9 protein-coding genes are annotated in these 15,112 nt (G+C 71.2%); 5 read left to right on the forward strand and 4 right to left on the reverse strand.

Annotation, left to right across the window (positions count from 1 at the left end; all coding sequences use genetic code 11):
• The 3 genes from ACIQG9_RS02790 to ACIQG9_RS02800 form a co-directional block, all read right to left on the reverse strand.
• A complete protein-coding gene (locus ACIQG9_RS02790) occupies positions 1-5,907 on the reverse strand; it encodes an SDR family NAD(P)-dependent oxidoreductase (protein WP_400397810.1) in 5,907 nt (1,968 codons plus the stop codon).
• Positions 5,908-6,433: 526 nt separating this feature from the next.
• Positions 6,434-7,429: a DUF1702 family protein gene (locus tag ACIQG9_RS02795; protein WP_400397812.1), complete on the reverse strand. Its 996-nt coding sequence runs from the start codon at positions 7,427-7,429 to the stop codon at positions 6,434-6,436.
• A gap of 58 nt (positions 7,430-7,487) precedes the next feature.
• Positions 7,488-8,567, reverse strand: coding sequence for a carboxymuconolactone decarboxylase family protein (locus tag ACIQG9_RS02800; RefSeq protein ID WP_400397814.1), 1,080 nt, complete (start codon positions 8,565-8,567; stop codon positions 7,488-7,490).
• 314 nt (positions 8,568-8,881) lie between these two features.
• Between ACIQG9_RS02800 and ACIQG9_RS02805 the strand changes: the two genes are divergently transcribed.
• Both ACIQG9_RS02805 and ACIQG9_RS02810 read left to right on the forward strand, forming a co-directional pair.
• On the forward strand, positions 8,882-9,694 hold the full coding sequence (locus ACIQG9_RS02805) for a TIGR03084 family metal-binding protein (protein WP_400397816.1): 813 nt from the start codon (positions 8,882-8,884) through the stop codon (positions 9,692-9,694).
• A gap of 355 nt (positions 9,695-10,049) precedes the next feature.
• The gene (locus tag ACIQG9_RS02810; protein ID WP_400397818.1) at positions 10,050-10,949 is read left to right on the forward strand and encodes a helix-turn-helix transcriptional regulator; all 900 of its coding nucleotides are present in this window, start codon (positions 10,050-10,052) and stop codon (positions 10,947-10,949) included.
• Positions 10,950-11,018: 69 nt separating this feature from the next.
• Here the strand turns inward: ACIQG9_RS02810 and ACIQG9_RS02815 are convergent, their stop codons facing one another.
• Positions 11,019-11,468: an SCP2 sterol-binding domain-containing protein gene (locus ACIQG9_RS02815; protein ID WP_400397820.1), complete on the reverse strand. Its 450-nt coding sequence runs from the start codon at positions 11,466-11,468 to the stop codon at positions 11,019-11,021.
• 299 nt (positions 11,469-11,767) lie between these two features.
• Between ACIQG9_RS02815 and ACIQG9_RS02820 the strand changes: the two genes are divergently transcribed.
• From ACIQG9_RS02820 to ACIQG9_RS02830, 3 genes are all read left to right on the forward strand, one after another.
• Positions 11,768-12,298 carry a DUF5987 family protein gene (locus tag ACIQG9_RS02820; protein WP_400397822.1) on the forward strand — a complete coding sequence of 177 codons (531 nt, stop codon included), beginning with the start codon at positions 11,768-11,770 and terminating at the stop codon, positions 12,296-12,298.
• Complete coding sequence (locus tag ACIQG9_RS02825; RefSeq protein ID WP_400397823.1) at positions 12,295-13,932, forward strand: FAD-dependent oxidoreductase; 1,638 nt, start codon at positions 12,295-12,297, stop codon at positions 13,930-13,932. Before ACIQG9_RS02820 ends, ACIQG9_RS02825 begins: the two co-directional genes overlap by 4 nt.
• A 69-nt stretch (positions 13,933-14,001) precedes the next feature.
• A complete protein-coding gene (locus tag ACIQG9_RS02830) occupies positions 14,002-15,090 on the forward strand; it encodes a carboxymuconolactone decarboxylase family protein (protein WP_400397825.1) in 1,089 nt (362 codons plus the stop codon).
• Positions 15,091-15,112: the final 22 nt, after the last annotated feature.

The raw sequence follows: 15,112 nt of genomic DNA on the forward strand, positions 1-15,112 counted from the left end.
CTACGACCACCCGTCGGTGAGCACGGCGAACGCGACCTGGTCGACTTCGTCGTGGTGCCATCCGGGTGAGCGGGCGTCGCCACTGTCGCGCTCCGCCCATTTCCGCACGCTCGTGACGAGCGAGGCGATGCGCACGTTGCCGGAGGCGAACACAGCCCACGGGGAACCCGCGGAGGCGCGTTCCGGGCTCAACGTGAGCGGCGCGTTCGCCGGCAGGCCGACCTTCCTCAGACATTCGATGGCCGTCCAGACCCGGGTACCGGCGGTGTCGGCATCCTCGCCCAGCTCGGCGGAGACGAGTTCGGCCAGCCCGAAGTGCTTCCCGAGCAGGTCCTTCCAGGCCGAGGCCGGGCGCTCGGCGACTGCCTCGACGTCACAGCCCACGCTTCCGCTGGCGGCCACGGACATGGTCAGTGCGGCGCCGTGGGAGGCCGAGACAGCAAGCTCTCCGTCGATTTCCGGCCGCCCGTCGGGCCGGTAGCGCACCGGCACCGACCGGCCGAGCGCGTGTCCGACCGCCACCGCGGTGCGGGACCGGCGCTCGGTCGTGCGCTGCGGGTCGTCCGGCTCGACCGCGACCGCCACCTGGGCGCCGAGCAGGTCGCCGATCGTGCGCTCCACGTAGGATCCGAGTAGTGCCGCCACCCACGGCCCGCGCCCGTCCTTCTTGCGGACGGCCTTCAGCCGCAGCCCTTCCCACCGCTCGACGAGCTCGCCGGAGGTGGTACGCACCGCGATGTCGTAGACGTAGGTGTCGCCGTCGCGGCTTCGCTCGGTGGCACAGTAGCGGACCGTCTCGGCGGTGCCGAGCCGGTCGCCGGCGGGGTACACCCGCTCGATCCCGGCCGGCAGGAGGGTGCCGTCGGGCACGCAGACCTGGTTGCCGTGCATCAGTGCGTCCCGGGCGCCGGGGTCACCGAGCACCAGCCGGCCCGGCAGGTAGTCGGCGAACCAGCCGGTGTCGGGGCCGACCGCGACGTCGGCGTCGACGTGGCGCGCGGCGGCGCGGTGGAAGCGGCGCAGGCGGTGGAACCGTCCGCCTTGGAACAGCGTGTCGCCGTAGAGGTCACGTTCCGGATCGAGCACGACAGCGGGCAGGCCGGGACCGACCTGGTCCGGCGACCCGGCGGGGATCTCCGCGGCGGCGAGCCGCAGCCGTGCCTGGAAGTGATCTGCCGCGAACCCGGTCTCGGCGCTACGGATCACCACGTCGACGGTGTCGTCGGCGGTGACGACGGCCGCGATCCGGATGGTGGTGCTGCCGCCGGGGGGCACGGCGATCGGGCGCAGGAACTCGGCCCGCTCGATCAGCGGGACACTCGTGCGTCCGGTCACCGCGAGCGCCACCTGTGCCATCGCCTCCATGCCGAACACCGCCGGGAACAGCAGGTTGCCATCGAGCTCGTGGTCGTCGAGGTACAGGTCGGCGCCGGGGTTCAGTTCGACCTCGCAGATCAGCTCGACGCCGTCGTAGCGGACCAGCGGCCGGTCGACGAAACGCAGCAGCGGCAGGGGCGACTGCTCGTGGCGTACGGTGTCGGTCCCCTCGACGCGCCCGCTGATCACCACGACGGTCGGTGCGTCCGGGTCGGCGAGCAGCCGGCGCATCAGCCGCACCCCGTCGTCGGGGGTGATGGGGACGATCCCCTCGCGGCCGAGGGCCTCGACGACCGAAAGCCGCTCCCCCATGCCCACACCGGACCAGACCGACCACTCCATGCACAGGCTGCGGCACTGGGGGTGCTTGGCGGCGACCTCGCGGGTGAGCTCGGCCAGCCAGTCGTTCGCCGTGGCGTAGTGGGCTTCGCCGCGCAGCCCGGCCCGGCCGATGATGCTGCCGAAGGTGACCAGCAGCCGCAGGTGCCGCGGGTCGACGGCGTCGAGGACCGCGTGCAGGCCGTCCAGCTTCGGCGCGAACGTGCGGCGGAACGCCGCCATGTCCAGCCCGGTGAGGGCGGCCGGTTCGTTGCGGCCGGCGCCGTGCAGGACCGCGGTGACCGGACCGATGGCCGCGGTCACCTCCGCCACCGCGGATCGGACCTGAGCGATGTCGGTGACGTCGGCGCGGACGTAGTGCACGGTGATCCCGCCGTCGGCCATCCGGCGCAGGTTGGCCGCCAGTTCGGCGTCTTCGGCCGGGTCGGAGCGGCCCAGCACGGCCAGCTTGGCACCGCTGTCCACCGCGGCGGCCAGTGCGCACTCGGCGGTGATGCCCTTTCCGCCGCCGGTGACGAGCAGCACGTCGCCGGTGTTCAGCGCGGGCTCCTCCCGGGCCGGCGTGATCGGCATCGCGCGCAGCACCGGCACCCGGCGTACCCCGGACTCGTCGTAGTGCGCCTCCCGGTAGCCGGTCGTCGCCGCCACCTCACCCAGCACCCGGTCGACCGCCTCGCTCGTCGGCGGCGTGTCGACGACGGTGGTCCGCAGGTGCGGTGCCTCCAGCCGCAGCGTCTTGGCCAGACCGGTGGCGCCGCGGCCGTGCTGCACGAGCACGAACCGGTCACCTCCGGCTCCGCCGGCCTCTCCGTCGCCGGCGAGTGCCGCCTGTGCGCCCACCAGTGCCAGTTCGAGCTGCTGCTCGGTGCAGTCGGACGGCAGCCAGACCAGCACTCCACCGCCGACCCCGCCGCGCTCCAGGGCCCGGCGCAGCGGCTCGGCCGGCAGCTCGTCGCCGATGGTGTACACCTGCCACCGGCCGTTCGCCTCCGCCGCGACCCGCGGCGGCAGCGGCGCCTCGTCCAGGTCGACCGAGAACGATCGGATCCAGGCGGCGGCGCCGGCCACCGCCTCGACCGGGTCGTGGTCGGTGGCCTGGCTGGTGCGCGACAACTCGTCCAGCGCGTCGGCCAGTTGACGTACCGTCGCGATGGCGAAGTTGGTCGGCGTCTGAGCCGGTGGCACGCCGACCCGCCGGGCGGCCTCGTTCATGACCTGGCCGACGGTGATCGAACTCAGGTGCAGGTCGTCGAGGAGCCGGCTGTCGTCGCGAACCAGATCCGGCGGCAGCTCGGCCCGCTCCGCGGTCAGGCGGCGGAGCAGGTCCAGTGTGGTTTCGCTGTCGACCTCGCTGGCCGGTGCCGGCGGCGTCGCGACGTCGCCGGCCCCGGCCAGCGCCGCGGCGGTGCGCCGGGTGCTCGGCGGCAGTTGCACCTCGGGGCCCTGCTCGCACGGGCTGGCGAAGAAGCGGAACTGCGCGCCGACCTGCAGCGGCCGGGTCAGGCGACCGTCGAACAGCGCCGGGTGCACGCTGGCCGCGCCCACCACGTACGCGGCGCCGACGACCCGCAGCAGGCCGGTGAGCGACTCGTCATCGGTGTCGAGGGCGACCGCGGGGACGTCGGTGAGCGTCGAGGCGAGGCCGGCGAGTACCCGGCCCGGACCCACCTCGACGAACAGGTCGACGTCCTTGGCCGCCAGCTCGACCGCCTGGGCGAACAGCACCGGGTCGGTGATCTGGCGGTGCAGCAGCTCCGGGATGTCGGTCTCGGCCGCCAGCGGCTGGCCGCAGACCGTCGAGATGATGCGCCGACCCACCGACTGGAACTCCAGCTCCGTCAGCTTGGCGGCGAAGGCGGCTGCGGCGGGTGCGACGAGCGGCGAGTGGAACGCGTGCGACACCGGCAGCAGCGTGCAGGTGACCCCCGCGTCGCGGGCCCGGCCGGCGACCTCCTGGACCGCCTCGACCGACCCGGCGACCACCGTCTGGTGGGGCCCGTTGTAGCCGGCGATGACGACCGGCAGGTCGCCGACGAGCCTGGACACCACGTCCGGCACGGCGGCGACGCTGGCCATGGTGCCCGACGCGCTGTGCTCGGCCATGGTCTGGCCGCGTACCCGGGCGACCTGAAGCAACGTCTCCTCGTCCATCGCCCCGGACCATTGCAGCGCCGAGATCTCCCCGAGGCTGTGCCCGACCGCGACGGTCGCGTCGATGCCGAGCAGGCTCAAGGCGCGAAGGCCCGCCATCGAGCCGGTGACGATGCGCGGCTGGGCGACCGTGGTCGCGACCATGTCACCCGAGGCGGGCAGGGCCGCGCTGGCGTACAACTCCGCCACGTCGACGAACCGGCGGCGCAACGCGCCGCCGCTGGTGCGCGCACCGGAGCCCTGGCCGGGGAACAGGAAGCCGATCCGTCGTGGGCCGCTGGCGCGGCCGAGGAACATCCGGCCGTCCGGAGTGACCAGGGGGGCCTCCCCGGCGTCGAGCGCGTCGCGGACGCGTCGCAGCCGGCGTTCGGCGTCCTCCGGCGAGGAAACGATCACCGCCGCGCGGTAGGGCTGGTCGCGCAGCTCGCGGTGCAGGGTGGTGGCGAGGTCGGCGAGCTGCGCGTAGGACAGCGTCGGCACGAACTCGATCAGACGGGTCAGCCGCTCGCGCAGCGCCGCCGGCGAGCCGCCGTCGACCAGCAGCAACTCGGTGTCCTGCAACGAGGTCGCCAAGGCCCGGGTGCGGCTGTCCATCGGGACGCGGCGGCGCGACGCACGGTGTCCCGGCTCGCTGGTGCTCTGTCCGTTGTCCAGCACGATGTGGGTGTTGATGCCGCCGAACCCCATGGCGGTGACGCCAGCTCGCACGGCAACGCCGTCCGGCCACCGCTCGGCCTGGCGTAGCACCCGCAGCGGCGCCCCGTCCTCCGTCAGGAGCTCGTGCGGCTCGACACACCCGAGCGCCGGCGGCAGCACCTGGTTGTGCACCGCCATCGCCGCCTTGATGAGTCCGGCGACGCCGGCCGCTGCTTTGGTGTGCCCGATCATCGCCTTGACCGAGCCGATCGCGGCGGGCGACACGGTGGTGCCGGCGGTGCTGCTGGCCGCACGCCGGGCCAGGGACAGCGCCTTGAGCTCGGTGGCGTCGCCGACCGGGGTGCCGGTGCCGTGGCCCTCGAACAAACCCACCGTCTCGATGCCGAAGCCGGCCCGCTCGTAGGCCCGGTCCAGCGCCAGCCGGTAGCCGCTGACCTCGGGTCGGGTGATGCCGCCCTTCCCGTCGGAGGAGATGCCCCAGCCGGCGATGACGGCGTGGATGCGGTGCCCGGCCTCACGTGCCTCGCGCTCGCGCATCAGCACGACCATGCCGCAGCCCTCGCCCGGCCAGAAGCCGTTGGCACCGCGGTCGTAGACGCGCATCTCGGCGTGCGCGAGCGCACCCGTCTTCGCGAATCCGATGATCTCGAAGGGATCGATGGACAGGTCGACGCCGCCGGCCACCGCGACGTCGCATTCGCCGTCGAGCAGCGACTTAGCGGCGGTGACCACCGAAAGCAGCGACGAGGAGCATGCGCCGTCGACGGTGTACCCGCCGCCCTTCAGGTCGAAATGGTTGCAGATCCGCCCGGCGATGGTGTTGGACAGGCCACCGGCGAGGGTGTCCTCGTCGACTGCGGGGAACGGCGTCTTGTAGCGGGTCTCGAAGTCGTCGAGGAACGAGGCCAACTGGTCGTCGTCCCAGTCCTGCTCCTTCAGCGCGGCGGCCACCATCCGGCGCACGTACGGCCAGCGCACCCGCATCGTGTTGGCCCGGGAGAACTCGCCGGTGAGCGTGTTGCCCACGACCACCGCGGTGCGCTCCCGCGGCGCCCCTTCGGCCATCGGAAAGCCCGCGTCCGCCAGCGCCTCCGCCGCGACGTCCAACGCCAGCCAGTGGGTCAGGTCGGTGGACCGGTAGGTACTACCGGCGATCTTGTAGGCGATCCGGTCGAACTCGTAGCCCTCGATGACTGCGGCGTTACGGGCGTAGAAGCGGTCCGGGGTGGTCGGGTCCGCGTCCCAGTAGTCCGCCAACCGCATCCGCACGTCGGGCAGCCGTCGAAATGCGCGGCGGCCTGCCAGTGCGTTCTCCCAAAGCTCCCGGGGGGACGTGGCATCGGGGTATCGGCAGGCCATACCGACGATGGCGATTCGACTCATGCGGCGAGGCTCCTTGTCGTTCAGGGGCGGCCCCATGCGCGGTTACACATGCGAGCGCTGTCACACCTGCTTTGTTGGCGATGTGCGCGTACGTCCCATCGTCCGACGGGATCCGGTGCGCCGCTTCTCCTCGACTGCGACGTCGCCGCGCGGCTCGGCAACTCCGCGGTTTCGCCTACGTCTACGGAGAACACCGGCCGAGCCAGTGTGGTTGGTGAAGCCGGATGCGGTCGTCGTCGATTCGATCGACCGCGCCCAGCCCGCTTATCAATTCTGCGGCGCCAGCCGACACGCACACACCTTCAGCGGTGCGGAATGCCGTTTTGCGGTGCCCGGTGCGCGTTGATGTTTCCGGTCAGGCCCGCACCACCGTCGTGTCGGTGTTCGGGGGTGGAACTGACGGTCGAGGCCGACAGCGCCGGCGCCAACTCCACCGCAGCCGCCGCCCGATCCTTCGCTTCGCGCTGCGGATCCGTGCGTCGACTCCGCAATTGCGAGGCCCATCCGCCGGCGGCGAAAAGCAGCCTCAGCGCGCGCCGTGCGCGGCCGATGCCGCGACAGCGGTGCGGATCCGCTGACGCCAGTGCTCGTACGCGGGTGTGGCGCCCGCGTCGTGTTCGGCCACGGCGACGTCGTCGGCGAGCACCGCGGCTCCCTCGACGGTGAGACCGGCCAGCGCGGCGATCGCGGTCTCGGTGTGCGGCGGCACGGTACCTGAGTAGTGGCGGGCCTTGGCGGCGAACACCGAGCCCAGTGCCACTTCCGTCCACCGTGGTCCAGCGAGACGCCGGAGCGTGGCCAGGTCGGTCGGCGCGCAACCGCCGGCGAACGTCGCGGCCAGCCCGACCCCGCTCCACAGGTCGGCCTGCCGCTCGGTGGCGAAGCGCCCCACCGCGGCGGCCACGTCGGGCACCCGCCCGCTGTGGATGAACCACAACGCCCGGCCGATACCCTGGTCCACCGCGCGGGTGAAGTAGTGCGGACATCCCTGGAACGGATACGGTGCGGGCACCCGCTGCTCGTCGACCCACCGGCCGGTCTTGAAGAAGGCCAGGTCGAAGCCGTAGCCGTCGACCGCGAGCCAGCTCATCGTCGGGTGGTACGGCGTGCCGGCGAGGTCGGGGACGATCCGCTTCCACAGCGTCCGCGGCAGCTTCGCCATCGCGAAACCGATGCCGATGTAGGCCAGGAAGATGTGCGGCTGGCCCGGTCCGAGCAGCAGGTCACGGGTGCGGTGCCCACGACCCCCTCGCATCGCGTCGAGGACCGTGAACGCCATGGTGGCCCCTTCGTAGGCGAACCCACGCTGCTCCGGCTCGATGAGGCTGAGCCGCCGCTCCACCTCCCACTGGTCACGGGCGTCGATCCCCCACTCGAAGCCGCAGATCACCGCTTGCGGGATCGCTTCGAGGCGGCTCGTCGCCGACGACGACGCGCCCGGGAACCCGCGACGTTCGAAAGTCACCTCACGGAGCGAGGGTGTCAACACCAACCGGCGTATCGATCCGAGTGTGGTCGGCACGAGCCCTCCCCCATACATCGACATCTCGACATAGACTGTTCCATTCGGCCCGGGGGTGCTACTCCAGCAATGCGCTGCTCCCGGTGGTCGCCTGCCCCGCGCCCACCTGCCTGGCGGCCGCGTAGCTCGCCCACCCGACGACCTCCACCAGCGCGGCGTCGCCCGGCTCTCGGGCCCGGAACTCAGCGACCACGTCCTCGTCGACCTGGTAGGACGCGAAGACGGTCAGCAGCGCGAGCCGGCCGGCGGCGCGGTCCACCTCGGGCAGATCGGCGATCAGCCGTTCGCACCACTCCCGGCTGTGCCCGGGTTCCTCACCCCGCCAGGTCGACAGGCGCTCGCGGACCAGATGCCGCACGGCCGGGGACAGCGCCCGCGCACCAACGGCGTCCAGCGCCGCGAAGGAACGCGCCACGGCCGCGGCCACGACCGGGTGCCCCTGGGCCCAGGCCGCGTCCACCGGCAGCGGGGCGTCGTGCAGAAGCGCCAGCGCCCGGCCCGGCAGGCGGGTCTCACGTAACTGGGGGTTGAGGACCTGGCTCAGCCCGTGCTTGAACCGGCGCCGGGCACTCGGCCCGAACTTGCGAGGGACCAGGAAGCTCGGCAGGAACACGTTCACCACCCGGGTCAGGTAGTGAAACGTGACCGCCACACCGACGAGCTCCGGCCGGTCCGACGGGGAGAACGGCGGCTGGCGCACGGCCGGCTCGTCCGGTTGGTGCGCGACCCGCGCCCAGCCGGCCACGGCACGCAGTCCCGGGTCCGCGACCTCACCCGCGCGGTCGGCGACGATCGCCTCCGCGGTCTGTTCGGAGGACAGGTCGTACAAGCCGATGCTGTGCATGTCGACGCAGTACGGGCAGAGGTTGGCCACCGATACCGCCGCCGCGACGGCCTCCTTGCGGGCGCGGTCGACTCGACCGGCCGCGGTGAGCGTTTCGCGGGTGAGCGTCCAGTAGGCGGCCAGCGACGGCGGCGACGGGGACTGCGCGAGGATCGGCGGAACCACCACCCGCATTTCGTCGGCGGCCTGCGCGTAGACCTCGGCGACAAGGCCGGTGGCGGCCGTGGGCGGCACAGCGCTGACGTACCTGACCTGCCGCTGGAGTACGGAGGAGATGACTCGCCTGGCAACCATGGCCGGGTCTCACGACCTCGGTGCGGTGAGGTACCACGGCGGGGTCGGGATTGGCGGTTCGATTCGAGGAAGCGGACGGGTGACCATGTCCTCAGCATGGTCGGGCCAGCCAGCGAGAAACGACTCCGGAATTGCGCAATGGGCCGGCGAATTGCGTTACCGGGAAGACTCCGCGTTCAGCCGTGGCGGGTGACGTCCGCACGGACGGAGATGAACGCCGACGATGCCCGGTCATGCTGAAATAGACCGCGCTCAGTCAAGGTTCGCACTTATTCGCGACGCCGGACGCGCGGACTATCAGAGAGGACAGTCTGTTGCCCGACCATGAGCAAATCATCTCCGCATTGGTCGCCGACGGCGACGATGTCGACCGCCTGGTGGCAAACCTGACGCCGAACCAGTGGGCGCTGCCCACCCCCGCCGAGGGCTGGACCATCACGCACCAGATCGCCCACCTCACGGCTACGTTTCATATGGCTGGTACCGCCGCGTCCGATCCGACGAGCTTCACCAAGATGGCCGCGAAGCTCACGCCGGACTTCGACGCCAACGTGCGGGGCGCCATGCAGCGTTTCCTCGCCGACCCGCCCGAGGTGCTGTTGGGGCAATGGCGCACCGTGCGGGCCGCCGCCGAGAAGTCGCTCGCCGTCGCACCGCCGGATCAGCCGGTGCCCTGGCTGGTCCGGCCACTGCCGCCGGGCGTACTCGCCGCCGCCGGCATGATGGAACTGTTCGGGCACGGCCAGGACATCGCCGACGCGCTGGGTGTGCGGCGGACGTACACCGACCGGCTGCGTGTCCTGGTGGCGTTCGCCGTGCGGGTCTGGGACTTCGGTTACCTCGCCCGCGACCTCACCCCACCGGACGTGGAGTTCGGCTTCGACCTCACCGCGCCCTCGGGCGCGCACTGGCGGTTCGGTCCGGCCGACGCGACGCAACGGATCACCGGTCCCGCGGTCGACTTCTGCCTGCTGGTGACTCGCCGCCGGCACCGCGCCGACCTCGCCGTGGCCGCGACCGGGCCGGACGCCGAGTCCTGGCTGGATATCGCGCAGGCGTACCGCGGTCCGGCCGGGCCGGGGCGCCGGCCGGGCCAGTTCGACCACATCAAGGCCGCAACCAGCTGACATCGACGACGTTTCATACACGGGGCACGGGGGCCGGTCGATCAAAACGACATTGGCGAGCTCCAATTGATTGGAAGTCCGGCCAACCGCCTTCACTTGCCAATTAACGCCATACTGGCAGGAAGCGGACAGGCGGCCACACTGTGTGTGAAAGCAATCCTAAAGATGCGCCCCGGTCAGTCGGATTAGAGACTTCAGTGGGCGGGTGGAAGGCGGCCACGGGGGATCGCCACCAGATGGCGGCGGACTCTTTTCCGAAGCCCTGCGAACCCAATTCCTGTTTGCGCTCATATGCCGATGCGGCGGTGCAGCACGCTACCCCCGAGAGTGATCCTTGGGGAACCGGGGAGGCGACATGGACAAGGCAATCGAGCAAGCGGTCTACCGAGTCATCAAATCTATGAAGGAAAGCCTCGGCGAACCGCTCACGATCGATGACCTGGCCCGCACCGCGCTGTTCAGCAAGTTCCACTTTTCTCGCCTCTTTCAGCGGGTCACCGGCGTGTCGCCGGGGAAATTCCTCTCGGCGATGCGGCTACAGGAGGCGAAGCAGCTCCTCGTCTCGACCTCCTTGAACGTGATCGACATCAGTCACCTGGTTGGCTACAACAGCGTCGGCACCTTCAGCACCCGATTCACCAGCAGTGTCGGGGTATCGCCAACGGCCTATCGTCGGTACGGCGGTTTCGTGCCGCAGATCGCCGTCGAGAACCAGTCCGACGCGGCGCGCAGCCCGTCGGCGACCGTCGGCGGCGTCATCTCCTCCACTCCGGACGCCCCGCTCGGCCACACGTTCATCGGTCTGTTCCCGCAGCAGATCCCGCAAGGGCGGCCGGTGAGCTGCACCGTGCTCGAGCGCCCGGGGCCCTACCTGCTGGACAAGGTGCCGGAAGGGTCATGGTTTCTGCTGGTGCACGCCCTGCCGCCCGGGGTGGTGGACGAGCCCTCCGCCCGCGGTGTGCGGCCGTACGTGTTGCGGCACGGGCCTATCCAGGTCCACGACGATGATGATATCGCCCTGCCCGAGCTGGTGCTGCGTCCGCTCCGCCTGCTCGACCCGCCAGTGCTGCTGGCGTTGCAGGACATCCGGTCGACGGCCCGGCGCATCGTCGAGGCGCGCGTCCGGGCGGAGGGGCACGGGTTCGACCCATCGGCACCGGTCGAACCCAGCGCCGGCAAGCCGGAGCGCGGCGGCAACGGCGGGCACCGCGGCACGGCCACCCGCGCGCCGGGCAACGCCGCCCGCGCCGCCTAGCGTCGCCACCCCAACGACATCGGCGCCCCCGGATGGCCGGGGGCGCCGACGTTGTCGGGGTGATGGTGGTCAGGGCTTCGGGACATCGAACAAGGTGGGGAACTTGGCGGTCAGCGCAAGGTCGCCCTTGGTCTTCAGCTTGCCGCGCATGACCAGCGCCACCGGGTGCGCGTTTCCGGTAACCAGGTTCAGGAAGTCCACCGCGTCGAGGGCGAGGGTCAGCTTGGGCTCCGCCTGTGGCGCCGGGGACAGCGCACAGGTGCCGCTCGCGATCACCAGTTCGTAGGTGTCCACACCGCCGTCCGGCCGGTCGCCGATGACCCAGTGAATCACCGCGTCGAGGGCACGCGCCCGGTCGGCCCGGAACACCCCGGGCATGCGGGTGAGAAGCTCATCGAGGACGAGCGTACGCCGCTCACTGCGCATCATTTGGCGCAGCTCAGCGGTCGGAGTCTTCTTGACCAACCGGGCGAACTCGCGTGGATCCATCGTGGCGGGGTTGGCGTCATTGATGGTCATAGACACTCCTCAGTGGACGGCCGTGGGCGCACTGACGCAGGCGTCGATCGTCGGGCAACAGTCGTGAATGTTCCGACTTCGAGGTTGCGTGACCGCGGCTAACACCGGCGACGCAACGCGGGAGATGCATCAGCTTGTGAGCCCGGCCACGATGGTTCTATCGCGAACGGAACCGCCCAACTCTGGTCCGCGATCACCGGCCGCCAGAGACTGCGTGCAATCCCGTCCAATCGGCAGCACGACCAACTGGGAGAGACGCCGTGCAACCCGACATCCTAGACGCCGATCCGGCGCGGACAATGACAATCGAGGCGTTCGCCGACACGATCGTACCCGGCGAGAAGCGCTCGCCCGACGACCGCGCCATCGCCGGTGCCGCGCCCGGCGGCGGTGCCGTCGCATCGGGTGCGATCGAACTATTGGAAGGGCCCGGCGGTGGCCTGGCACCCGCGCTGGACGGCCTCGCCGTTTCCCTCAACGACCACGCCACCGGGTACGCGCAGGAGCGCGGCCTGGATCTGGACAACGACGTACCCCCGTTCGTAGCGTTGTCGTTCGCCGACCGGACGGCGCTCGTTCAGCTACTCACCGCCCCGGAGCACCCGGAGAAGCAGATGTGGGTGGCCCTCGCGCTGTTCAGCAACATGGCCTTCGACAGTGCCGCGCATCTCGGCACCGTGGACGCGCTCGCCGCCGGGCATCCGGGGTTGCTGACCATCGGCTACTTCCGGCCGGACACCGACGGAATCTGGCGCTTTCCCCAGTTCTCCTACGGCCGGCAACTGGCCAACCTTCATCCGAACACCACCACGACGGGTAGCCCAGCGTGACTGCAATCGAGTCAACCGACGTCCTCGTGATCGGCAGCGGCTTCGGCGGCGCGATCGCGGCTTACCATCTCGCGGCCGGCGGCGCGCGCGTCACCGTTCTGGAGCGCGGCCCCTGGCTCGCCGCCGAGGAATTCGACCACGACTTCCTGCTCGGCTCGTCCTACACGCGCGTCTTCGACTTCGTGGTGGGCGACGGCATGAGTGTGCTCGGCGGCAACTGCGTCGGCGGCGGCAGCGTCGTCTTCTTCGCCACGATGCCGCGGGCGCCACGGTTCGTCTTCGAACGCCGTGGCAGCATCGGCCGGCGGATGTGGCCGGCCGGAATCAGCCGGGACACCCTCGAACCGTGGTACGACCGGGTCGCCGAAGCGCTGCCGGTGCGGCTCACGCCCTGGGAGCAGGTGCCGTTCGCCGGTGGGCTATTCGCGGCGGCCTGCGCCCACGCCGGCCGCACCGCGAATCCGGCGCCGTCCGCGATCGACCTCGACAAGTGCACCAACTGCAACTGGATGATGGCCGGGTGCAGGTTCGACGCGAAGCGTTCGCTGCTGCTGAACTACCTCCCGGCCGCGATCGCGCACGGCGCCGAGATCCGGCCCAAGCACGAGGTGCAGTACCTCTCCCGCAACGACGACGGCGGCTACCGGGTGCACTACCGGATCGTCGACGACCTCGACTACCGGGTCCTGCACGACGAAGGCGCCATCGACGCGAAGATCGTCGTGATTGCCGCCGGCGCGGGGGCCACGCCGGTGATCCTGCAACGCTCCGAACCGCGACTGGGCCCGATGCCGCACGCGGTAGGCCGCTACTTCTCCGGCAACGGCGAGCGCCTCAACACCGCCGTCTTCGACGAGGACCGGGTGCGCGAGGTACTCGGCCTCACCCGCGACGGCGGCCAGGCCTACGCCGCCTACCAGATCGGCCGGGGGCCCACCGTGGCGAGCTGGGACCAGCTCGACGGCAGCCTCCCGGAGTACGAGCGCTTCTCGCTCGAGCAGCTGTACTTCCCGCCGGGCCTCGGCACGATCCTGGCCCAGGCGCCCGACGCCACCGGCCCGACCTGGTTCGGCGTGGAGAAGAAGGAAATGATGCGGCGGTGGCAGTCGTGGCTCACCATCTTCACCATGTCCGAGGACGACAACGAGGGCGTCTTCGGGCCGCCGCCCGAGACGGGCAACTCGCACCGGCTCTCGCAGCAGATGCTCGGCAACGGCCCGCTCCGCTACCAGCCGACCGCCAATACGTGGCGCGGTTGGTCACTGTCTGACGCCGCGGTCAAGGACGTCCTCGAACGCGACGGGCTCGCTCGCGTCATGCCCTGGACCAACGATCTGATCGGTGCGTACACCGTGCATCCACTGGCCTCCTGCCGGATCGGCGACGACCCGGCGACCTCCGCCCTGGATGACGGCCACCAACTGCGCAACCATCCGGGCATTTTCGTCACCGACGGCTCCGCCGTGCCCGGTGCGTTGACGGTAAATCCGGCGATGACGATCGCTGCCCTGGCCGAGCGGGCCATGCCGGGCATCGTCCGGGCCGCCCAGGAGCGCGGTGTGTCGGTGCGCTACGGCGCGCCGTCGCCCGACGGAGAGACTGCTGGCCGGCGCGGGGTAGCCAGCGCGGCGTAGCTGACGGGTGCCGGCGGGACGTTCGCCGGCACCCGGCCGCGACCCATGCCGCGTGGAAAGGAGTCCGCTGTGGTAACCCTGTTCGCCCGAGCGACCCGGCGGGTGTCGGTGACGCACATCCGCCACGTCGCCCCGGTTTCGCTCCGCGCCGCAACCGGCTTGACCGCCCGGGTGTACGGGCAGATGGAAGCCGACTTCGGCATGGTCGCGCCACCGGTGATGCTGCACGCGCCCGCGCCCGACACGCTCGCCGCCTGCTGGTCGATCCTGCGCGAGACGGTGCTCGCCCCGGGGCTGGTCGGCCGGTCCGCCAAGGAGGCGGTGGCCGCCGCGGTATCACTCGCCAACCGGTGCCCGTACTGTGTCGAGGTGCACGGTGCCGCACTGGCCGGGCTGATTCGTGGGCCCGACGCGTGGGCCGTCGCCGGCGACCGGGTCGGCGACCTCACCGACCCCGGCGTGCGGGAGTTGGCGCGGTGGGCCCGGGCCAGCGGGAGCCCGTCGGCGCAGGCGCGCTACCCGGCACCGTTTCCGCCCGTGCAGGCACCGGAGCTGATCGGTGTCGCGGTCACGTTCCACTACATCAATCGGATGGTGAACGTCTTCCTGCGTGACTCCCCGCTGCCGCCGGCTCCCGCCCCGGTGCTGCGGGTGGTCCGGCGGGTCGCCGCCCGACTCATGCGTGGCATGGCGAGCAGGCATTCCGCCCCCGGTAGGTCCGGCGACCTGCTGCCCGACGCTCCGCTCGCGGCCGACCTCTCCTGGGCTGCCGGACCACCGCACATCGCCGGTGCGGTGGCCCGGGCCGCCGCCGCTATCGACGCCGGTGGCGCGCGAAGCGTGCCGGACCGGATCCGCCGGTTGGTGCTGGCTCAGCTCGCGAACCGGATGCCGGAGCCGGCCGTGCCCGGCGGTGGCGCGCGGTGGGAGTCGGCGGTCGCCGAGCTCCCGGAAGGCGAACGTCCCGCCGCGCGGCTGGCATTGCTGACCGCGCTCGCGTCCTATCGGGTCACCGACGCGGTCATCGAGGATTTCCGCGGTCAGGGCCACGACGACCGGGCGATCATCGAGCTCACCTCCTGGGCGAGCTTCGCGGCAGCCCGGCAGATCGGCACCGAGCTGCACCGCGACCTCGACTCGGCCCCGAGCATGCGATAACCCGGCGGCCGGCCAGTCTCGA

It is taken from the genome of Micromonospora sp. NPDC092111, assembly GCF_044755745.1.
GTDB lineage: Bacteria > Actinomycetota > Actinomycetes > Mycobacteriales > Micromonosporaceae > Micromonospora.